The 19,723-nt window shown below is 71.9% G+C and carries 19 protein-coding genes and 1 riboswitch; of the genes, 10 read left to right on the forward strand and 9 right to left on the reverse strand.

Annotated elements, in window-relative coordinates:
* Positions 1-133: 133 nt before the first annotated feature.
* Complete coding sequence (locus ACIBSW_RS33885) at positions 134-2,092, forward strand: EAL domain-containing protein (protein ID WP_354723722.1); 1,959 nt, start codon at positions 134-136, stop codon at positions 2,090-2,092.
* Here the strand turns inward: ACIBSW_RS33885 and ACIBSW_RS33890 are convergent.
* Together ACIBSW_RS33890 and ACIBSW_RS33895 are read right to left on the reverse strand one after the other, a co-directional pair.
* Positions 2,082-2,867, reverse strand: coding sequence for a TylF/MycF/NovP-related O-methyltransferase (locus tag ACIBSW_RS33890; RefSeq protein WP_354723720.1), 786 nt, complete (start codon positions 2,865-2,867; stop codon positions 2,082-2,084). The two genes, ACIBSW_RS33885 and ACIBSW_RS33890, sit on opposite strands and share 11 nt — an antisense overlap.
* Positions 2,868-2,935: 68 nt before the next feature.
* Positions 2,936-4,225 carry an aminotransferase class V-fold PLP-dependent enzyme gene (locus tag ACIBSW_RS33895; RefSeq protein WP_354723718.1) on the reverse strand — a complete coding sequence of 430 codons (1,290 nt, stop codon included), beginning with the start codon at positions 4,223-4,225 and terminating at the stop codon, positions 2,936-2,938.
* Positions 4,226-4,256: 31 nt separating this feature from the next.
* A riboswitch (SAM riboswitch) is annotated at positions 4,257-4,373 on the reverse strand.
* Positions 4,374-4,504: 131 nt separating this feature from the next.
* Between ACIBSW_RS33895 and ACIBSW_RS33900 the strand changes: the two genes are divergently transcribed.
* The 3 genes from ACIBSW_RS33900 to ACIBSW_RS33910 are packed head-to-tail and all read left to right on the forward strand — an operon-like array spanning position 4,505 to position 6,988.
* Positions 4,505-5,488: an ATP-binding cassette domain-containing protein gene (locus ACIBSW_RS33900; RefSeq protein WP_354723716.1), complete on the forward strand. Its 984-nt coding sequence runs from the start codon at positions 4,505-4,507 to the stop codon at positions 5,486-5,488.
* 53 nt (positions 5,489-5,541) lie between these two features.
* Positions 5,542-6,141 (forward strand): methionine ABC transporter permease, encoded by a 600-nt coding sequence (locus ACIBSW_RS33905; RefSeq protein WP_354723794.1) that lies wholly within the window; start codon positions 5,542-5,544, stop codon positions 6,139-6,141.
* Between the two features lie 22 nt (positions 6,142-6,163).
* On the forward strand, positions 6,164-6,988 hold the full coding sequence (locus tag ACIBSW_RS33910; protein WP_354723714.1) for a MetQ/NlpA family ABC transporter substrate-binding protein: 825 nt from the start codon (positions 6,164-6,166) through the stop codon (positions 6,986-6,988).
* A gap of 49 nt (positions 6,989-7,037) precedes the next feature.
* On the opposite strand, the gene ACIBSW_RS33915 is transcribed toward ACIBSW_RS33910, so the two are convergent.
* Complete coding sequence (locus tag ACIBSW_RS33915; protein ID WP_354723712.1) at positions 7,038-7,529, reverse strand: carbonic anhydrase; 492 nt, start codon at positions 7,527-7,529, stop codon at positions 7,038-7,040.
* 130 nt (positions 7,530-7,659) lie between these two features.
* Between ACIBSW_RS33915 and ACIBSW_RS33920 the strand changes: the two genes are divergently transcribed.
* Complete coding sequence (locus tag ACIBSW_RS33920) at positions 7,660-8,274, forward strand: redoxin domain-containing protein (RefSeq protein WP_354723710.1); 615 nt, start codon at positions 7,660-7,662, stop codon at positions 8,272-8,274.
* Here ACIBSW_RS33920 and ACIBSW_RS33925 read toward each other — a convergent pair.
* Positions 8,228-9,754: a PAS domain S-box protein gene (locus tag ACIBSW_RS33925; RefSeq protein WP_354723708.1), complete on the reverse strand. Its 1,527-nt coding sequence runs from the start codon at positions 9,752-9,754 to the stop codon at positions 8,228-8,230. The two genes, ACIBSW_RS33920 and ACIBSW_RS33925, sit on opposite strands and share 47 nt — an antisense overlap.
* Before the next feature lie 87 nt (positions 9,755-9,841).
* Between ACIBSW_RS33925 and ACIBSW_RS33930 the strand changes: the two genes are divergently transcribed.
* Together ACIBSW_RS33930 and ACIBSW_RS33935 are read left to right on the forward strand one after the other, a co-directional pair.
* Positions 9,842-10,327, forward strand: a complete 486-nt coding sequence (locus ACIBSW_RS33930) for a MarR family transcriptional regulator (RefSeq protein ID WP_354723706.1) — start codon at positions 9,842-9,844, stop codon at positions 10,325-10,327.
* Positions 10,324-11,574 (forward strand): MFS transporter, encoded by a 1,251-nt coding sequence (locus tag ACIBSW_RS33935; protein ID WP_354723704.1) that lies wholly within the window; start codon positions 10,324-10,326, stop codon positions 11,572-11,574. Before ACIBSW_RS33930 ends, ACIBSW_RS33935 begins: the two co-directional genes overlap by 4 nt.
* Positions 11,575-11,589: 15 nt before the next feature.
* Here the strand turns inward: ACIBSW_RS33935 and ACIBSW_RS33940 are convergent, their stop codons facing one another.
* Together ACIBSW_RS33940 and ACIBSW_RS33945 are read right to left on the reverse strand one after the other, a co-directional pair.
* Complete coding sequence (locus tag ACIBSW_RS33940; protein ID WP_354723702.1) at positions 11,590-13,092, reverse strand: IMP dehydrogenase; 1,503 nt, start codon at positions 13,090-13,092, stop codon at positions 11,590-11,592.
* A gap of 43 nt (positions 13,093-13,135) precedes the next feature.
* On the reverse strand, positions 13,136-14,239 hold the full coding sequence (locus ACIBSW_RS33945) for a glutamate-cysteine ligase family protein (RefSeq protein ID WP_354723701.1): 1,104 nt from the start codon (positions 14,237-14,239) through the stop codon (positions 13,136-13,138).
* A 180-nt stretch (positions 14,240-14,419) separates the two neighbouring features.
* Here ACIBSW_RS33945 and ACIBSW_RS33950 point away from each other — a divergent pair, with 180 nt between their 5' ends.
* A complete protein-coding gene (locus ACIBSW_RS33950; RefSeq protein ID WP_354723700.1) occupies positions 14,420-15,511 on the forward strand; it encodes a substrate-binding domain-containing protein in 1,092 nt (363 codons plus the stop codon).
* Between the two features lie 2 nt (positions 15,512-15,513).
* Positions 15,514-16,197 (forward strand): hypothetical protein, encoded by a 684-nt coding sequence (locus tag ACIBSW_RS33955; protein WP_354723699.1) that lies wholly within the window; start codon positions 15,514-15,516, stop codon positions 16,195-16,197.
* A gap of 106 nt (positions 16,198-16,303) precedes the next feature.
* Here the strand turns inward: ACIBSW_RS33955 and ACIBSW_RS33960 are convergent, their stop codons facing one another.
* The 3 genes from ACIBSW_RS33960 to ACIBSW_RS33970 form a co-directional block, all read right to left on the reverse strand.
* The gene (locus tag ACIBSW_RS33960) at positions 16,304-17,371 is read right to left on the reverse strand and encodes a type III PLP-dependent enzyme (protein ID WP_354723698.1); all 1,068 of its coding nucleotides are present in this window, start codon (positions 17,369-17,371) and stop codon (positions 16,304-16,306) included.
* A 358-nt stretch (positions 17,372-17,729) separates the two neighbouring features.
* On the reverse strand, positions 17,730-17,945 hold the full coding sequence (locus ACIBSW_RS33965) for a DUF397 domain-containing protein (RefSeq protein ID WP_354730248.1): 216 nt from the start codon (positions 17,943-17,945) through the stop codon (positions 17,730-17,732).
* Positions 17,946-18,004: 59 nt separating this feature from the next.
* On the reverse strand, positions 18,005-18,895 hold the full coding sequence (locus tag ACIBSW_RS33970) for a helix-turn-helix transcriptional regulator (RefSeq protein WP_354730250.1): 891 nt from the start codon (positions 18,893-18,895) through the stop codon (positions 18,005-18,007).
* Between the two features lie 171 nt (positions 18,896-19,066).
* Here ACIBSW_RS33970 and ACIBSW_RS33975 point away from each other — a divergent pair, with 171 nt between their 5' ends.
* Positions 19,067-19,705 (forward strand): GPP34 family phosphoprotein, encoded by a 639-nt coding sequence (locus ACIBSW_RS33975; RefSeq protein ID WP_184994006.1) that lies wholly within the window; start codon positions 19,067-19,069, stop codon positions 19,703-19,705.
* Positions 19,706-19,723 lie beyond the last annotated feature (18 nt).

Genomic DNA, 19,723 nt, shown 5'->3' on the forward strand with positions numbered 1-19,723 from the left:
CGCATGGACACCCGCCCTTCTCGGTCGGTGGTCTCATCGGTACCGGGCGCAGCCACTTGAGCCCATTCGCCTACACCCTTGCCGTTCGCTGCCGAACTTGAGGGCCGTGATCAGGCGCATACGGGGACGCAGCGTGGCGACGACCGCCGCGCTGGCCGGCGTGCTGCTGGCGCTGGCGGCGTACGTGATCCAGGGGACCGTGCACACCACCCGCGCGACCGAGCAGCAGAGCCACGCGCTCGTGGTGGACTCGCTGTTCGCCGAGGCCCGGATCGCGATCGCGATGCAGGAGGTGAACCTGCGGCACTACCAGGTGGAGCCGTCGGTCGCCGTGAAGCAGCGCTTCGACCAGGTCGTGCGGACGGCCAACGAGACCCTCACGCAGATCGCCGCCGGCGACGACGGCCAGGCCGCCCGGGACGCGGTGCGGCTGCACCAGGAGCAGCTCGCCTACCAGGAGCTCGCCGAGCGGCTGATCCTGCTGATCGCCGACAGCGATCCGGCCCACATTCAGCTCGACCGGCTCGAGGTGACCCCGGCCTTCTACACCCTGCAGGACGACGTCGACATGGTGGCGCGCGCCTACCACGACGCCGCGCAGCTCGAGGTGGCGGCGCTGCGCCGGACGCAGGGGCAGCTGCTGATCGGCACCTGTCTCGGCTTCGGGCTCGGCCTCGTCCTGGTCGGCATGATCCTGCGGCTGACCCTCGGCCACCAGCGCCGGCTGGTCGACCAGGCCGCGGCGAGCCGGCACCAGGCCCTGCACGACCCGCTGACCGGCCTGCCGAACCGCACGCTGTTCACCCAGCGGATGCAGGAGGCGCTGGACGACGCCGAGCCGGCGGGAGACCGGCAGGTCGCCCTCATGGTCGTCGACCTGAACGGCTTCAAGGCCGTCAACGACACCATGGGCCACCACGCCGGCGACCGGGTGCTGGTCGAGTCCGGCCGGCGGCTGGCCGTCGGGGTCGGCGGCGACGGCGTCGTGGCCCGGCTCGGCGGCGACGAGTTCGCGGTCCTGCTGCCGCGGGTGACCGGCGTCGCCGCGGTGACCGAGCTCGCCGAGGCGCTGGTCGCCGCGCTGCGCCGCGACTTCGTGCTGGACGAGGGCCCGGCGGCGATCAGCGGCAGCCTCGGCATCGCGTTCGGCCCGATGCACGGCATCGGCGACGAGCTGTTCCGGCACGCGGACGCGGCCATGTACCGGGCCAAGGGCAACGGCGGCGGCGTCGCCGTCTACGACGCCGCGGCGGACGCCGAGACCCCGGACCGGATGCAGCTCTTCGCGGACCTGCGGTCCCTGCTCGAGACCGGGGACCCGGGCGGTCAGCTGCGGCTCTACTACCAGCCGCAGGTACGCCTGAGCGACGGCGCCGTCGCCTCGGTGGAGGCGCTGGTCCGCTGGCAGCACCCGACGCGCGGCCTGCTGATGCCCGGCACATTCCTGCCGATCGCGGAGAGCAGCGGCCTGGAGGTGCGCCTGACCTACCACCTGCTCGGGGTGGCCGTGCGCCAGGCGGCCGGCTGGCTGGGCGACGGCCGTCGCTACAGCGTCTCGGTGAACGTCTCGGCGGGCTGCCTGATCGACCCGGGCTTCGTGGCCCGGGTGCTGAGCACCGTCGACGAGGCCGGGCTGCCGCCGGAGCTGCTGCGCCTGGAGCTCACCGAGACCAGCATCATGGCCGACCCGGACCGGGCGGTGCGCGCCCTGCACGAGGTCCGCGAGCGCGGTGTGAGCGTCTCGGTGGACGACTTCGGCACCGGCTTCAGCTCCCTCGCCCAGCTGCGCCGGGTGCCGGCCGACGAGCTGAAGATCGACCGCACCTTCGTCCGCGACCTGACGGCGGGCACCCCGGACGCGGTGATGGTCCGCAGCGCGATCGACCTGGGCCACAACCTCGGCCTGTCCGTGGTCGCCGAGGGCGTCGAGGACGTGCAGGCGCTGCTGCGGCTGCGCGAGATGAGCTGCGAGTTCGCGCAGGGCTACGTGCTGAGCCACCCGGTGCCCGCGGAGGCGCTCCCGCAGGCCTGCCGGCAGGCACAGCACGTCGTCACGGAGGCGATCGCGCCGCTCGGCTCGCTCAGGGCTTGACGGCGATCCGGCCCGGGCCGATCGGCACCAGCAGCAGCCGTACGCCGGTCTGCTCGACGAATTCGTCCACCGCCTGCCGGGCGCCCTGGTAGGTGCCGTAGTCGTCGATGATCAGGACGCCGCCGGACGGCAGCCGGTCGTACATGGTGAGCAGCTCGTGGCGGGTGGACTCGTACCAGTCGGTGTCCAGGCGCAGGATCGCGATCTGTGCCGGGGCCTGCTCGGGCAGGGTGTCCTCGACCGGACCCTTGACATAGTGGATCTTCTCGCTGGGGTACGGCACCGACTCGAAACCCTGCTGGACGTCCTCCAGGCTGGCCACGGCCCAGATCCGTGCGGTCTTCGGCTGGGCGCTCAGCAGCTCGGCGACCGGCCGCCCGCCGTTGGTGACGTCCTTCTCGGTCGGTGGGGTCATGCCCTCGAAGGTGTCGAAGAGGTACAGGTCGCGCGAGGTGTCCCCGATCGCGGCCAGCGTGCGGGCGACCACGTGCATGCTGCCGCCGCGCCACACTCCACACTCCACAATGGCACCCGGGATGTCGTGCTTCACCACGTAGCGGGTGGCGAGGTAGAGGGCGTACTGCTTCTCCCGCCGGGTCATCGAGTACGGCCGGGCGGCGGCCATGATGGGCCGCGCCATCTCGTCGTAGTCCGCGGGGAACCCGGGCTTCGCGGCCTTCTTCTTCGGGGGTGACGCCTGCTTGGCCTCCGTCCGGACGATCCGGTATCCGACGGTCCGGGTCAGTGCCTTGTTGATCTGCTGTTTCCACGGCATGTGCGGGATCGTAGTCGAGACTTACCCGGCCGCTCGAGAGATTGAAGCAAGTTGGTTCGGCCCGGCCGCTATCGTCCGGCGCGCCCGCCGACGAGCTGCCGGCCGGCGTCGCCCGACGTCAACCCGGCGATGGCGGTCACGAACCGGTCGATGTCGCCGTCGGTGGTGCCCAGCCCGAAACTCACCCGTAGGAGGGCCGCCGCGGTGTCGCAGCCGGCCACGGCGGCGGCGCCGGTGAGGCGGCGGGTGAGCGGGTGCGCGCAGAACTGGCCGGCCCGCACCCCGATGCCGTGCTCCTCGGCGAGCCGCTCGGCGACCGCCGCGGCGTCGCCGCCGGGCAGCGCGAGCGACACGATGCCCACCCGGGGCTGCGCGGCGCCGAAGACGCTGACCTCGGCGACGCCGGGCAGCCCGGCCAGGCCGCCGCGCAGCCGGGCCAGCAGGCTCTGCTCCCGCTCGTGCAGCGCGGCCCGGTCGGCGCGGCCCAGCGCCGCGCAGACCGCCGCCAGGGATACCGCGCCGAGCAGGTTCGGCGTGCCGCCCTCGTGCCGGGCGGGCCCGGTGGCCCAGGTGACCTCGCCGGCGGCGCCGACCGACGAGCTGGCACCGCCGCCGCGCAGGTAGGGCGCCGCCGCGTCCAGCCAGTCGGCGCGGCCCGCCAGCACGCCCGCGCCGAAGGGCGCGTACAGCTTGTGGCCGGACAGGGCCAGATAGTCGGCGCCGAGGGCGGCGAGGTCGACAGGGGAGTGCGGCGCGAGCTGCGCGGCGTCGACCACGACGCGGGCGCCGTACCGGTGTGCGACGTCGGCCAGGCGCCGGACCGGCCAGACCTCGCCGGTCACGTTGCTCGCGCCGGTGACGGCGAGCAGCGCCGGACCGCGCAGCGACCGCAGCGCCCGCTCCACGGCCTCGACGGCGGCGTCCGGGCTCGACGGTGTCGCCAGCCGCAGCGGCGCGGGCCAGGGCAGCAGGTTCGCGTGGTGCTCGCCGTCGAAGACGATCGTGGTGACGCCCGCCGGCAGGCAGCGGGCGAGCAGGTTGAGTGCGTCGGTGGTGTTGCGGGTGAAGACCACGGTGTCGCCCGGTCGCGCGCCGACGAAGCCGGCCACGATGTCGCGGGCGCGTTCGTACTCACACGTCGAGGTGCGGGACCGGACGCCCGCGCCCCGGTGGACGCTGCCGTACCAGGGCAGCAGACCCTCGACGGCGTCGGCCGCGGCGCGGACGCAGGGCGCCGACGCGGCGTAGTCGAGGTGGGCGAAACCGACGGTGTCCCCGCCCGGCAGCCGGACGGTGAGCCCGGCGCCGATGACATCGAGCTCGGTGTGCTGCGGCGTGTGCTGTGGCAACAGGGACATGTGCGCCTCCGCGAGGTCGGGGACCCCACGGGGCCCGCGCTTGCCCGCGTCGTTGTCGACGCAGGCCCGGTCCTCACCCGGAGCACCCCATCGCGAACACAAGGGTTGCCGGCCAGCAAGCCGGGGCTTTGCGCTGGCACTCATGACCAGTCCGCACCGTATCAGGTTCGGCCGTACCGGGCGGTGATGATCGTTACAGCCGGTTGGCCCGGGCCGCGTCGACGGACTAGCTTTCCTCCTCGCATACCTATCGGCTTTATAGGATTCGACGGAGTATCCGTGATTCAGATCGAGGGTCTCCGCAAGACCTACCACTCGCGGCGGCGCGACGTCGTCGCCGTCGACGGCGTCGATCTCGGCGTCCGGCAGGGCGAGATCTTCGGCGTGCTCGGCCAGAGCGGCGCCGGCAAGAGCACCCTGCTGCGCTGCGTCAACCTGCTGGAACGGCCCGACGCCGGAACGGTCGTCGTCGACGGCGTCGACCTGACGGCGCTGCGCGAGCGGCCGCTGCGGGCGGCCCGCCGCCGGGTCGGCATGGTGCACCAGCACTTCGCGCTGCTCTCGTCGCGGACGGCCGCCGGCAACGTGGCGTTCCCGCTCGAGGTGACCGGCATGTCGCGCGCCGACCGGGCCCGCCGGGTGGCCGAGCTGCTCGAGCTCGTCGGGCTCGCCGAGCGCGCCACCGCGTACCCGGCGCAGCTCTCCGGCGGCCAGAAGCAGCGCGTCGGCATCGCCCGCGCGCTCGCCGCCGGGCCGCAGGTCCTGCTCTCCGACGAGGCGACCTCCGCCCTCGACCCGGAGACCACCGGATCGATCCTCGACCTGCTGCTCGACCTGAACCGGCGGCTCGGCCTGACCATCCTGCTGATCACCCACGAGATGGACGTGGTCAAGCGGATCTGCCACTCGGCGGCGGTCATGCGCGAGGGCCGCCTCGTCGAGTCCGGCCCGGTCGCCGACCTGCTGGGCCGCCCCGGCTCCGAGCTCGCCCGCGACCTCTTCCCGCTGCCGCCGGTGCGGCACCGGCCGGGCGAGACCGTCGTCGACGTCACGGTCAGCGGCGAGCCGGCCGACGAGCCGATCCTGGCCGGGCTCGCCCGCGCCCTCGACCTCGACGTGCGCATCCTCGACGGCGCCGTGCAGAGCCTCGCGGCGACCCGCGCGGGGCGCCTGCGGATCGCGCTGCCCGGCACCGCGGACGACAACGCCGCGGCGCTGCGGCACCTGCGCGAGCGGGGCGCCCTGGCGGAGGTGGCCGCGTGACCTGGCCGGAGCTGAACGAGTTGCTCTGGGCCGGGCTGCGCGAGACGGCCTGGATGGTCGGCTGGGCCGCCCTGCTCACCGCCGTCGGCGGCCTGCTGCTCGGCATCCTGCTGGTGCTGACCGACCGCGGTGGGCTGCTCGCCGCGCCGCCGCTCAACGCGCTGCTCGGCCTGATCGTCAACGTCGGCCGGTCGCTGCCGTTCATCATCCTGCTGGTCGCGGTCATCCCGTTCACCCGCGCGGTGGTCGGCACCACCATCGGCACCACCGCGGCGATCGTGCCGCTGACCATCGGCGCCATCCCGTTCTACGCGCGCATCGTCGAGACGGCGATCCGCGAGGTGCCCGGCGACGTCGTCTCGGCCGCGGTCGCCATGGGCGCGTCCCGGCGCCAGGTCGTCGGCAAGGTCCTGCTCCGCGAGGCCCGCCCGGGCCTGGTCGCCGGCCTCACCATCACCGTCGTCGCGCTGGTCGGCTACTCCGCCATGGCTGGCGTGGTCGGCGGCGGCGGCCTGGGCGACCTCGCCATCCGGTACGGCTACCAGCGCTTCGAGACCGAGGTCATGATCGCGACGGTCGTGGTCCTCGTCGTGTTCGTGCAAGCCATCCAGACGCTGGGCGACGTCCTCGTCCGGCGCCTGTCACACCGATAACCCCTACCGAAAGGCACCACTCATGCGCCGCCGCTCGATCGCCGCCGCCCTCGCCGCCACCGGGCTCGTCCTCGCCCTCGCCGCGTGCGGCGACTCCGGCTCCGACTCCGGATCCACCGCGCAGGACACCCTGAAGGTCGGCGTCAGCCCGGTACCGCACGCCGAGATCCTGAACTACGTCAAGGACAACCTGGCCGCGGCCGAGGGCCTCAAGCTCGAGGTGGTCGAGTTCAACGACTACATCCAGCCCAACGTCGCGCTGCGGGAGAAGCAGATCGACGCCAACTACTTCCAGCACGTCCCGTACCTGGAGGAGGAGGTAGCGGCGAAGGGCTACAAGTTCACCGCGCTCAAGCCGGTGCACATCGAGCCGCTCGGCCTCTACTCCAAGAAGTTCAAGACGCTCGCCGAGATCCCGGCCGGCGGCGTGATCGCCATCCCCAACGACCCGTCCAACTCCGGCCGCGCGCTGAACCTGCTCGCGAAGAACGGCCTCATCACGCTCAAGGACGGCGTCGGCGTCAAGGCGACCGAGAAGGACATCGCGACCAACCCGAAGAACCTCGAGTTCAAGGCCCTCGAGGCGGCCCAGCTGCCGCGCAGCCTCGAGGACACCGCGGCCTCGGTGATCAACGGCAACTACGCGATCGAGACCGGCCTGAGCCCGGCCAAGGACGCGCTCGCGCTCGAGGCCGGTCAGGACAACCCGTACGCGAACCTGGTCGTGGTCCGCACGGGCGACGAGGGCGACGCCCGGGTGGTCAAGCTGGAGAAGCTGCTGCACTCCGCCGAGGTGAAGAAGTTCATCGAGGACAAGTACCAGGGCTCGGTCCTGGCCGCGTTCTGAGCGATCCCGGTATCCCCGTAGCCCCGCGTCCGGGGCTACGGGGAGCTCCTCACTCGACCTCGCGCAGCTTGCCGGTCTCGACCTCGTAGACGAAGCCCCGCACCGAGTCCTTCACCGGGATGAACGGGTCCTCGAGCACGCGGCGCACCGACTGCCGTACGTCCTCGTCCAGGTCGGGGAAGGCCTCCGCCGCCCACGGCGGCCGGATGCCGACGTCCTGCCGGATGCTCTCCTTGAAGTCGTCGTCGGTGAAGGTCAGCATCCCGCAGCCGGTGTGGTGGATCAGGATGATCTCGACGGTGCCGAGCAGTCGCTGGCTGATCGCCAGGCTGCGCAGCTGGTCCGCGGTGATGACGCCGCCCGCGTTGCGGATCACGTGCGCGTCGCCCTCGGCGAGCCCGAGCAGCCCGTACGGGTTCAGCCGGGCGTCCATGCAGGCGACGACCGCGACCCGCCGGGCGGGCGGCAGCGGCAGCGTGCCCTTGTCGAAGGTGGCGGCGTAACGCTCGGCGTTGGCCAGCAGTTCGTCGGTGACGGTCATGGGTTTTCGCTCCTGTCGGGGGTACGTGCGAAGAACCGCATACTATCCCCGTCTGCCGACTAGGATATCGGCCCACGGTGTTTACCCCGCCGCCACAATGCCTATTAATTTGGTAGGTATGGTGGCGCGCATGACGACGACACCGGTGCGCCTGCGGGCCACTGAGGAGACCGCCTTCCGGCGCCAGTTCGAGAAGGACGCGGTCTGGAGCCGGATGATCGCTCCCGGCGGCCGCGTCCCGGCGATGCCCCTGGTCGAGGTCGACCTCGGCCCGATCCATCTCGACCTGATGCTGCGCACCGGGCCGATCGTGCTGGTCTTCTTCCCGTACGCGGGCGCGGCGTCCTGCGACGAGCTGCTGGACGGGTACCAGCGCACCCTGCTGCCGTCCTGCACCGACGCCGGCGCACACCTGGTCGCGGTGAGCCCGCAGCGCGCGGACCTGCTGGCCCCGGTCAAGCATCGGCACGATCTCGGCTACCTGGTGGCGTCGGACCCCCGGCACGCCCTGATCGACGCGTTCGGGATCGGCTACCGCAGCCCGCAGGCGCGCGGCGTGCTGGGCACCGGCCGCGCCGTGCTGCCGTATCCGGCCGCGGTGGTGGCCGACCGCACGGGAACGGTCCGCTACGCGAGCATCCGCCCGGAGGCGGCCCCGCCCACCTCGGCCGCCCGGATCATCGCGGCTCTCGACCGGCTCACCCCGCCGCGGCCGCGCGGCCGGGTGGCGCCGTCGCGGGACTGACGGCTTCCGGGCCGGCTTCGGCGGTGAGCGGCAGCAGGATGCGGAACCTGGTGCCGACGTCGGGCGCGCTGGTGACGGTGATGACGCCGCCGGCCGCGGTGATGATGCCGTACGCGGTGGCGAGGCCGAGCCCGGTGCCGTCGTGTTTGGTCTTGGTGGTGAAGAAGGGTTCGAAGACGCGGGCGACGACGTCGGGGGACATGCCGGTGCCGTTGTCGGCGACGGTGAGGTCGGCGTAGGCGCCGGCGGGCAGGGCCGGCTGGCGGGTGGGATCGTCGGTGAGGGTGGTCGTGCCGCATTCGATGACGATGCGGCCGCCGCCGGGCATGGCGTCGCGCGCGTTGATGACCAGGTTGCACAGGACCTGTTCGATGCGGCTGCGGTCGGCGCGGACCGGCACGGCGTGGCCGGGCAGGCCGGTGATCAGCTCGATGTGGGTCCCGAGGGTGCGGCCGAGCAGGGCGCGGGTGTCGTCGACGACGGTGTTGAGGTCGATGGTCTGTGCCGCGGCGGGTTCCTTACGGGCGAAGATCAGGAGTTGCCGGGTGAGATCGCGGGCCCGTTCGGCGCTGACCCTGGCGCGGGCGAGGTCGCTCCTGGTGTCGGGGTCGGTGGTCCGCTCGAGGGCGAATTCCAGGTAGCTGAGGTTGATCGCCAGCATGTTGTTGAAGTCGTGTGCGATGCCGCCGGCGAGCTTGCCGAGGCTCTCGAGCCGTTCGGCGTGTGCGGAGCGCTCCAGGATCTGCCGGCGTTGCTGCTCGGCGCGCTTGACGGCGCCGATGTCCCGGGAGATGCCGGCGGTGCCGACGATGGTGCCGTACCGGTCGCGGATCGGTGAGACGCTGATCGACACGTCGAGGAGGCGGCCGTCCTTGTGCCGCCGCCGGGTCCGGAAGTGGGAGACGCTCTCGCCGTTGAGGACGCGGGCGATGATGTGGAGCACGTGCGGCTCCTGCTCCGGCGGGCTCAGCCTGGCGATGCTCTGGCCGATCATCTCGTTCGCGGTGTACCCGTATACCCGCTCGGCGCCGCGGTTCCAGGCGACGACGATCCCGTCCCGGTCGGTGGCGGTGATCGAATCCTCGGACGACTCGACGATCCCGGCGAGCATCGACTTCTCCTCGGCGCCCCGGCCGGAGCGGCGCTCCAGCGCCCGCTGGCCGTAGGCGACCGCGACGCTCACAGCGGTCACCGCGCCGGTCACCCACAGGCGCGACTCCTGGTCCACGACGCCGCCGAGCGCCCAGGTCACCGACATGGCGAGAACGCCGATGGCGGCCACCGCCAGCGGGCGGCCCGATGCCGCCGCCAGCGCCGGGCCGACCACGACGACCAGCCCGAAGGCGGTCGATCCTGACGGCGACGCGACGTACAGGACGCCGATGACGATGACGATCAGTGCCGAGGACGACAGCAGCCCCACCCGCCACCAGCCGGGGTCGGGCGAGCCGCGGTCATGCCGCCAGTCCTCGTACCTCATGCACTGCTCAGGATGACACGCGGAGGCGGGCGGCCCGTCGCACTCGCCGATTTCGGCGATTTATATAAGCGCTGTTATATTGGCGCGGTGACGGAACCCGATCTGCTCGACAGCAGTTACTACGGCGACCTGTTCCGGCTGCTCGCCGACATGGACCGGGACATCGCCGGCCTCTACGCCGAGGCCGGCATCGAGGGGGTACGCACCCGGTTCGTCGGGCCGCTCATCGAGCTCGGCCGGCGCGGGCCGCTGACCATCCAGGAGCTCGCCGACGCGCGCCGGGTGACCCACTCGGCGATGAGCCAGACCGCGGCCGCGATGCGCAAGGCCGGGCTGGTGGAGCGCGCCGACGACGCCGACGGCCGGACCCGCCGGGTGCGGCTCACCGCGCGGTCCCGGGAGCTCGTCCCGTTCCTGCAGGCCGAGTGGCGGGCGACCGAGGCGACCGTGCGCGCGCTCGACGCCGAGCTGGCGTACCCGCTGATGCGGGCCGTCGCCGACGTGCGCGCCGCGCTCGCCGCCCGCCCGTTCGCCCAGCGGCTGCGCGACCACCTGCCCGGGCAGCTGCCGTGAGCGCGGTCGTCGACCTGCGGCCGCTGCGGGAGAACCCGGTCTTCCGCCGGCTCTGGCTCGGCACCACCGCATCGGGCTTCGGCGGGCAGCTGGGCGCCTTCGCGGTCACCTTCTACGTCTGGGAACGCACCCACAACCCCGCCATGGTCGGCCTCGCCGGGCTGGTCACCGCCGTGCCGCTGATCGTGCTCGCGCTGGCCGGGAGCGCGTTCGTCGACCACGTCGACCGGCGGCGGCTGGCGCTCGGCTGCGCGTGGGGGCAGATCGCGGTCAGCTCGGCGATGGCCGCCGTCGCCGCGACCGACGCCGGCGGCGTGCCGTTCATGCTGGTGCTCGCCGGCATCGGGTCGGGGCTGTCGGCGCTCGGCGCACCCGCCAAGCGCACCTTCATCCCGGCGCTGCTCGCCGGCGAGCGGCTCGCCGCCGGCCTCGCGCTCAACCACCTGTCGTTCCAGCTGTCGCTGCTGCTCGGCCCGGTCGCGGCCGGCCTGGTCACCGCCGGCTGGGGTACGGCCTGGTGCTTCGCGCTCGACGCGGCGACCTTCGGCTTCGCCCTGATCGGCATCGCCGGGCTGCCCCGCGGCCTGCCGGGCGCCGAGGGCCGTCCCGGCGCGGCGGCGGTCGCCGACGGCTTCCGCTTCGCCGTGCGTACGCCGCAGGTGCGCGGCGCGTTCCTCGTCGACCTGGCGGCGACCATGCTGGCCATGCCGTTCGCGCTGTTCCCGGTGATCAACGAGGAGCGGTTCGGCGGCCGGCCGGAGATCCTCGGTCTGTTCTCCGCCGCCGTCGCGGTCGGCGGCGTGCTGGCCTCGGTGCTGTCCGGGCTCGCCACGCACCGCCGCCACCCGGGCACGGTGCTGCTCGCCTGCGCCACGGTCTGGTCGGTGGCGCTGGCGCTGGTCGGCCTCGGCGGCCCCCTGCCGGTCGTGCTGGCCCTGCTCGCGGTGGCCGGCGGCGCCGACACCTGGGCGGTCGTCTCCCGGGGCACGGTCGTGCAGTCCGCGACGCCGCCGGCGTACCGCGGGCGGGTCTCGTCGCTGGAGCACATCGTCGGATCGGCCGGCCCGCAGTTGGGCAACCTGCGCGCGGGCCTGGTCGCGGCGGCGACCTCCAGCGCGGCGTCGCTGGCCGGCGGCGGCCTGCTGAGCGCGGCGGCGATCGGGCTGATCGCGGTCACCACCCCGGCGCTGCGCCGTTTCACGGTTTCCGATCAGGCCGCCGAAGGGGTGCGGGCCCCGGCGTCGTGACCCGCACCCCGACCGTCAGCGTCCCGCGTCGCCGGGGCGGTCGCGCAGCCGGATCTCGGCGCTGTTCTGCAGGAAGCTCTGCTGCGACACCGGCACCAGGACCGCGCCGTCGTGGAAGCTGCGCAGGTCCGTCGCGCCACAGCTGATCATCGTGGCCTTGAGCTTGGCGATGGTCAGGTCGACGTTGTCGTAGAGGCTGCCCGCGTACGGGACGTAGCCGTCGACGCCCTCCTCGAAGGTGAGCCTGCTGCCGCCGCCGTGCTCATACCGCGACACGTTGCGCGCCCGGCTCGAGCCCTCGCCCCAGTACTCCTTGAAGAACTGGCCGCCGAGGTGCACCAGCGGCGCCGGGCTCTCGTCGAAGCGGGCGAAGTAGCGGCCCAGCATGACGAAGTCCGCGCCGAGGGCGAACGCGATCGCCATGTGCGAGTCGGTGAGCAGGCCGCCGTCGCAGCACAGCGGCACGTAGACGCCGGTCTCGCGGGCGTACGCGTCGCGCTCGGCGGCGACGTCGATCAGGGCGGAGGCCTGCCCGCGCCCGATGCCCTTCTGGTCGCGGGTGGTGCAGATCGAGCCGCCGCCGATGCCCACCTTGACGAAGTCGGCACCGGCCTGCGCCAGGTACCGGAAGCCACGGCCGTCGACGACGTTGCCGGCGCCGATCCGCACGTCGTCGCCGTAGTTCTCGCGCACGAAGCCGAGCGTCTCCGCCTGCCACACCGAGTGACCGTCGGACGAGTCGATGCAGAGCAGGTCCGCGCCGGCCGCGACGAGCGCGGGGATCCGCTCGCGGTAGTCGTGGGTGTTCACCCCCGCGCCGACCCGGAACCGCTTGTCCGCGTCGATCGACTCGTTGCGGAAGCGCTTGTGCAGCTCGTAGTCGCGGCGCAGGACGATCGAGTGCAGCAGGCCGGCGGCGTCGACCACGGGCAGCACGTCCAGCCGGTGGTCCCAGATCAGCGTGTTCGCCTCGGACAGGGTCACGCTCGGCGGCGCGGTCACCAGGTCCGCGGCGGCGCGCATCCGGGAGGCGACCGAGTCGTCGAGGTCGTGGCGTCCCGGATGGAAGTCGTCCGTGGAGATGAGGCCGACGAACAGGCCGTGCGGGCTGCCGTCGTCGGTGACCACGGCGACGTCGCGCTCGGCGGACTCCAGCAGCGCCGACACCTCGCCGAGGGTGGCCGACGGCTTGATGTTGATGTCGGAGAAGCGGAAGCCGGCCTTGTGCCGCTTGACCGCCTCGACCATGGCGGCCTGTTCCGGGTACGGCTGGTTCTGGTGCACGAAGCTGAGCCCGCCGCACTGTGCCAGGGCGATGGCGAGCCGCGGCGAGGAGACCGCGCCCATGATCGCGCTGGTCAGCGGGGTGGCGATGCGGATCGGGGAGGTCTCGCCGACCCGGTGGCGCACCAGGGGCGCGCTCAGGTCGATGTTGTCCGGGGTGCAGGCGGCGGTGGTCAGGCTGGGTACGAGCAGGAATTCATTGAGCGTGCGCGACACTTCGTCGAGGATCTTCACGAGGCTCCTGAGCTGTGGGCCGGTCCGACATAAAGGTACGAACCTACCATTGAGCCTCTTTTGCCGTCGCCCGGGCGACCCGGTCCAGCACGTCGTCGGCGGGGCAGCGGCCGCGCAGCACGTACCGCTCGGTGAACGCGGCGACCGCGTCCCGGATCTCCCGGGAGACGCCCTGGCGGGCGAGGGCCCCGTACGCGGCGACGAAGCACTCCCGCGCGGCGGCCGCCAGCTCCGGGTCGGTCAGCGCATCGCGGGCGGCGCGTTCCCACAGCCGCGGCGTGCCGGCCAGCGGCCGGGTCGCGCACTCCGCCTCGGCGGCCGCGTACGCGTCGTCCAGCAGCGCCGCGGTGACCGCGAGCGGCACCACCCAGCCGTCGCCGGGCTGCGCGTCGGCGACGTCGAGCTCCAGGTGTCCCCGGGCGGCGACCGGCGGCCGCAGCGCCGCGAGGTGCCGGTCGAGGTCCGCGGCGCCCGGCCGGTCGCCCGGCGTGCGGCGGGTCAGCTCCCGGAACGTGCGCCCTCCGCTCGGCTCGTCGCGGACTCCGCCGGTCGGCCGGCGGTACGGCGAGTCCAGCACCAGGGCCGCCCAGGCGGCCCGCGGGTCGGCGCCGGGCGGCGCGGGCGGCAGGTCGCGGCGCGGCGCCTGGCGCACGCTGCGCCAGCCGGAGGGCCGGCCGTGCCGCAGCGGTGCGTTGGCGAACGCCGCGGCCAGCACCGGCGCGAGCGCGTGCGCGAGATGCCACCGCCGGATCAGCCCGTACGGCCCGGCGCCGTCGACGCCGGCCTCGAGCCCGATCCGGATGCCCGCCGTCGCCGCGTCGGCGGCCGCGCCCGGTACGGCCGCGCGCGCCCCGATCAGCGGCAGCGCCAGCCGCAGGTCCTCGGTCATCCGCGCGGCGCTCGACTCGATCCCCGGCGACGGCGGCCCGCTGACCGTCACTACCCGTGCCGGCCCGGTGGTCAGGAAGCCGTGCCGCAGCGGCCGGCGTGCCAGGAGCGGCTCGCCCGGGTCGCCGTCCGGGACGGGGTCGTGCTCGTGCTCGTCCGGAAGCAGGTCGACGGCGACGCCGACGAAGCCGGGCAAACCGGGGGCGAATGCGCGGTCGGCGACGAGGCGCTCCGCGGCCGACTCGGACAGCGAGGTCATCGCGACATCCTACTCACCCGACAGGAATTGTAGGTTTCGCGGCCGTGACCCGGTCCCACCTTCGCTGGCCGGGGCCGCGACCAGGCAATTCATGGCCGCTGGGATTTTTGTCACCGCGGATTCCGGTGGGGTTTACCGACTGTTACCCTGGCCCGGCTTTGTCGCGGGAGGAGAATCGGTATGCGTAGGAAGCTGGTGGCGGTCGCCACGGCGGGTCTGCTGACCCTGGGTGGCCTGGCCGGCTGTGACGACGACGATGCCGCTGCCGTCTCCGGCGGCGTGGGCAAGGTCGGCGTGATCCTGCCGGACACCACCACGTCGCAGCGCTGGGGTAGTGACGACCCGAAGCTGCTCAAGGCCGCCTTCGAGGCCGCCGACGTGCCCGTCGACATCCGCAACGCGCAGGGCGACGTGGCGAACTTCACCAAGATCGCCGACGAGATGATCGCCGGCGGCGCCAAGGTCCTGATGATCGTGAGCCTGGACTCGGTCAGCGGCCGGGCCGTGCTCGAGAAGGCGAAGGCCGCCGGCGTCAAGACGATCGACTACGACCGGCTCACCCTCAACGGCGGCGCGGACTACTACGTCAGCTTCGACAACGTCGCGGTCGGCCGGTTGCAGGGCGAGGGCCTGGTCAAGTGCCTGAAGGCCAAGGGCGTGGTGAACCCGCGCATCGTCTACCTCAACGGCGCGCCGACGGACAACAACGCGACCCTCTTCCGCGAGGGCTACGACGAGATCCTGCAGGCCAAGTACGACGAGGGCACCTACCTCAAGGGCCCGGAGCAGTCGGTTCCCCGCTGGAACAACGACGACGGCCGGTTCATCTTCGAGCAGATGTGGTCGCAGACCGAGGGCAAGATCCACGGCGTGCTCGCCGCCAACGACGGCCTCGGCAACGCCGCCATCACCGTGCTCAAGCGCGAGCGCGTGAACGGCACGATCCCGGTAACCGGCCAGGACGCCGAGACGCAGGGCCTGCAGAACATCCTCGCCGGCGACCAGTGCATGACGGTCTACAAGCCGATCAAGAAGGAGGCCGACGCGGCGGCCAAGCTCGCGATCAGCCTGTACAAGGGCGAGAAGGCCACCGACGCGACCGACCGGATCAAGGACCCGGAGTCGGGCGGGTACGTGGACTCGGTGCTGCTGGAACCGATCCCGATCTTCAAGAAGGACGTCGGCAAGGTGATCGCCGACGGCTTCGTCAGCCGGCGGACCGTCTGCACCGGCGCCTACGCCGACTACTGCACCGAGAACGGCATCGCGTAGCGGTGGCACCCCCCGCCCGGCGGGTGTCCGGCGTGCTGGTGCGCTGGTACGAGCGGCGCGACCGCTCGCCGGACATCGTCGCGCGCTGGCTCGACGCCGCCCGGGCGCACCTTCCGGAGGCGGTGCCGCGCCGGTTCGGCGACACCGAACCGCTGCGCGGCCGGTTCGACCGGGACGGCCCGGCGGCGCTCGCGCGGGCATACGCCGACGCGGACCAGCTCCTGATGCTGGACGGGACCCCGCCGGTGCGCCACGCGTCGCTCGCCGCGCCGGCGCGACGCCGTGGGCCGATCGCCGTGCACTCCCTGCACGCGGGTGCGCACCCCGGCGACGACCGGCTGCGCCGCTTCGCGCTCGCCCTGACCCACCCCGGCACGGTGTACGTGTCCGCGTCGGCCGCCGGCACCCCCGAGCCCTACGTCGCCGCGCTGGGTGACTGGTCGGGGTTGCCGCCGGAGCCGCCGGACTGGTGCTGGCTCGGCGCGCCCTACGCCCGGCTCGCCGGTCGGCACCTGGCCGCGGAGCGGGTCGCGGGCGGCCTGCTGTACACGGGTGGTCCCTGGGTGCCCGGGCACCTGCGCGCCCGGCTGTCGGAGGTCGATCCCGCGCACCGGCACGCCCCACGGATGCCGAGGGGCCTGCGCCGGTCCACCCTCCGGCTGATCGTCGACGGCCTCTCCCGGTAGGGGTTCGTGGGGGTGTCAGGGAACGGCGACATATTCCCTGACACCCACCACTGTGTCCCGCGGGCGTGCCGGGCCGGTGCTGCGGCCCGGACGCCCGGGAACGGCCTCAGATCACCAGGACCTGAGGCTGGGCGAAGCCGTTGAAGCGGGAGGCGTACACCGTCGTGTACGCGCCGGCCGAGCCGATGTGCACCTCGTCGCCCTCGCGCAGGTCCGCGGAGAGCGGCACGTCCCGGGCGTACGTGTCCTGGCCGTCGCAGGTCGGCCCGGTCACGTGGAAGCGGCGCCGGTCGGCCGAGCCGCGGTTGTCCCAGATCGGATACCGCAGGCCGCCGCCGGACTCGAGGACCTCCATCATCCCGTTGAAGACGCCGAGGTCGGTGTGCACCCAGTGGCCCGAGGGCCGCTGCGCGATGCCGATCACCCGGCACCGGAACGTGCCGGCCTCGGCGACGATGCAGCGCCCCGGCTCGGCGAAGACCTCCACCGGGTACGGCAGCTGCGCGATCCCGTCCGCCGCGGCGCGCCCGAACACCGCCAGCGCGGGCACGGGCCGGTCGTAGGAGGCGGGGAAGCCGCCGCCGATGTCCACCATCTGAAGGCGGATGCCGGCGCTGATCAGTCTCGACAGGACGGTGTACACGTCCGTCAGCGGCGCCTGGAGCGCGGCCGGCCGCAGCGTCTGCGAGCCGATGTGGAACGTGATCCCGTACGGGACCAGCCCGAGGTCGCGGGCGCGGACCAGCAGGTCGATCGCGCCGCGGGCGTCCACACCGAACTTTCCCTCGCTCGGCACCACGCTGGCCGCGGCGCCCGTGGCGAGCCGGGCGTACACGCAGCTGCCCGGCGCCTCCTCGGCCACCCGGTGCAGTTCCTCCCGGGAGTCCACCGCGAACCGGTACACCCCGGCGCGGGCCGCCTGTCTGGTCTGTTCGCGTGCGCGTACCGGATTGCTGAAGATCAGATCCTGTCCGCGCACGCCGAGGGTTCGGAGAATCTTGATTTCTTCGATGGATGCGACCTCGAAACGCGATCCGGCCCGGTGCAGCACCCGCAGTACGCCGGGATCGGTATTGCATTTCGTGGCGTAGAAGGGCCGCACCTGGGGAAATGCGTTTCGGAATTCGTCGAGGGCGGCGACGATGCGCGCGGCCCTCATCTCGAGCAGCGGCACCCCGGGCAGGGGAGGGGCGCCGGGTGCTCCGGCCTCCGGATCGGCTTCCGGAGAATGGGGCGATATGGTGCGCAACGGGAGACCCCTTCACGCTGGGTTATGAATTAACTCCTGAGCGTACACCCCGCATATGACCCGGTGAATACCTCCGATGTGCCGAGAATTGCCTGCCCAGGGGCCGGAAAGCAGGTTCGGGGCGCCCGGCCGGGCGCCCCGAACGTCACTACCGCACGGATCCGATGGCACGCAATCCGAAGGCCGCTGACAGTCGTTTCACTATCTTGAAACGGATCATGCATCGGTTGGAAGTTGATTTTGATTCACCACTTCCCATCGTCACGCACCGATCGGTATTCTCTCACCTGTTCAGATCAAACTCGCCGCTCTTGGCTGAGTTGACAAACTCAGTCCAGTTGGACGGGTTGAAGATGAGAGCTGGACCCGTAGGGTTCTTGCTGTCGCGAACGGCAACGACTGTGTCGAGGAATGCGACCTCGACACAGTTGTTGCCGCCGTTTCCGTTGCTGCGACTGCTTTTCTTCCACACGGCAGCGTTGAGATGGTGCGCAGGCATGCCAAGCACCTCCCTTCAATATGCGGTTGTAGTTCTCACTGCGCGTTTCCCGCGCAGGCCTAGCTGTGTAGCAGGCCCTCGATCATCTTGATCGTCAGACGACTGTCGAGGGCCTTGGCGCTCAGTCGCTCGAACTCGTCTCGGTAGCGGGCGACCTCTGAATGTTGCTCTTCGTAGTAGTCTCCCGCAAGACCCTCTAGGTAAACTACATCCAAATGAGTGGTCTCCCGGAACTCCAAAAGCGCTGCTGAGCCCCCCAGGAAGGGGTGTTCGCCGGCGTCGAACGGCAAGATCTGAATCGTCACCGTCGGTAGTTGGGCAGTGTCTAACAGATGCCGTAGCTGTTCATTCATGACCTCTGGGCCACCGACGACGCGGCGCACCGCGGATTCGTCTATGAGCGCGACAAGGTTCAGCGGGTTCACGGCGGTCAGCCGGCCCTGGCGCTTCAGGCGCAACGCGACCCGGCGATCGATGTGGTGCGGCGGGTCGGAGGCCCGGCCGGTACGCATCAGCGCGCGCATGTATGCCTCGGTCTGCAGCAGGCCCGGCACCAGCACGGGCTCCCACGCGCGCAGCACCGACGCCTCCGCCTCGAGCCCGACGAAGTTGCCGGGGCGCATGATGTCGCGGTAGTCCGTCCACCATGTCCGCTCGCGCGACAGCCGGGCCAGCGCCATGAGCGCCTCGCGGTAGGCCTCGTCCTCGACGCCGTACAGCGTGAGCAGGTCTTTCACGTCGCGCGCGGTCACCGCGACGCGCGCGGTCTCGATCCTGGTCACCTTCGCCGCGTGCCACTCGAAGTGGCGTCCGACGATTTCCTGGGTCAGTCCGGCCTCCTCGCGGCACCGCTTCAGCTCGGCACCTAGGCGGCGCCGCCGCAGGGTGGGACCCTCGTCAGTGGCCAATGTGGCCCCCTCGGCTCTCGGGTAGGGATACACGTTCAGCACCGTCCCATGCTCCGCCAAGAACATCACGACCGGATTCCGAGTCTAGTACTTCTTGTGTTGACCTTAGAGCTGGGTACATGATGCGCGAGACAAGGAGTAAGTGGTGTGTATACGGGCAGTTGTTGCTGTCCACGACGTATCTCATGTCGATGTGTACTAGGGAGTGGCGGCGTGCTGGCTGACCAGTTCTACTTGATCGCTCACGAGGATCGGACCGGCCGATCGCGGCTGCATCCGCGGGCCACCGGCATCGGTCTGGCTGCCTCGTTACTGGGGGAGCTTATCCTCGACAATCGGCTCCGTATCTTCGCGGGTGATTTGGAGATCGTGAGCAACCATCCGCCCCGTGACGCCCTCACCCATTCTATTCTCGACCTGCTGATAGCCCAGCCCCAGCACCGCGACGTGCGCACCTGGCTGGCCTATCTCTCGCAGGACGCGGCAGTGCGGGTGGGCGAGCGGCTGGAGCGTTGTGGCGCGGTCGAATCCGTGACCCGGCGCCGGATGCTGAGCACACAGACCTTCTACATGCCCAACAACGAGCTGCAGCGCAACGCGGCGGCCTGGGCGCCCATGCGGCTGGCCAACATCCTGGTCCGCGGCATGGACATGTCGCTCGGCGACCGGGTGCTGGCCGGCCTCGTCGCCGCGACCGGGCTCACCCGCCACGTGCTGTGGGACTTCGAGGCGCATCGCTCCGCGCTCACCGTGCTGCCCAACACGGTGGCGTCACTACCAGAAGACCTGCGACAGCTCATCGAGTACACCGAGTCCAGCGTCGGCTCGGTGCTGGCCGTCGGCCGTCGGTGAGCTCACGTGGGCGGCACC

The organism is Actinoplanes sp. NPDC049668, assembly GCF_044465445.1.
Classification (GTDB): Bacteria; Actinomycetota; Actinomycetes; order Mycobacteriales; family Micromonosporaceae; genus Actinoplanes.

What these genes read in the sequence shown, in the direction of transcription:
- ACIBSW_RS33965 (WP_354730248.1), bottom strand. Translation starts at nt 17,945, where the DNA reads ATGCCTGCGCACCATCTCAACGCTGCCGTGTGGAAGAAAAGCAGTCGC.
- ACIBSW_RS33895 (WP_354723718.1), bottom strand. Translation starts at nt 4,225, where the DNA reads ATGTCCCTGTTGCCACAGCACACGCCGCAGCACACCGAGCTCGATGTC.
- ACIBSW_RS33925 (WP_354723708.1), bottom strand. Translation starts at nt 9,754, where the DNA reads ATGAGGTACGAGGACTGGCGGCATGACCGCGGCTCGCCCGACCCCGGC.
- ACIBSW_RS33905 (WP_354723794.1), top strand. Translation starts at nt 5,542, where the DNA reads ATGGTCGGCTGGGCCGCCCTGCTCACCGCCGTCGGCGGCCTGCTGCTC.
- ACIBSW_RS33945 (WP_354723701.1), bottom strand. Translation starts at nt 14,239, where the DNA reads ATGACCTCGCTGTCCGAGTCGGCCGCGGAGCGCCTCGTCGCCGACCGC.
- ACIBSW_RS33950 (WP_354723700.1), top strand. Translation starts at nt 14,420, where the DNA reads ATGCGTAGGAAGCTGGTGGCGGTCGCCACGGCGGGTCTGCTGACCCTG.
- ACIBSW_RS33915 (WP_354723712.1), bottom strand. Translation starts at nt 7,529, where the DNA reads ATGACCGTCACCGACGAACTGCTGGCCAACGCCGAGCGTTACGCCGCC.
- ACIBSW_RS33890 (WP_354723720.1), bottom strand. Translation starts at nt 2,867, where the DNA reads ATGCCGTGGAAACAGCAGATCAACAAGGCACTGACCCGGACCGTCGGA.
- ACIBSW_RS33920 (WP_354723710.1), top strand. Translation starts at nt 7,660, where the DNA reads ATGACGACGACACCGGTGCGCCTGCGGGCCACTGAGGAGACCGCCTTC.
- ACIBSW_RS33910 (WP_354723714.1), top strand. Translation starts at nt 6,164, where the DNA reads ATGCGCCGCCGCTCGATCGCCGCCGCCCTCGCCGCCACCGGGCTCGTC.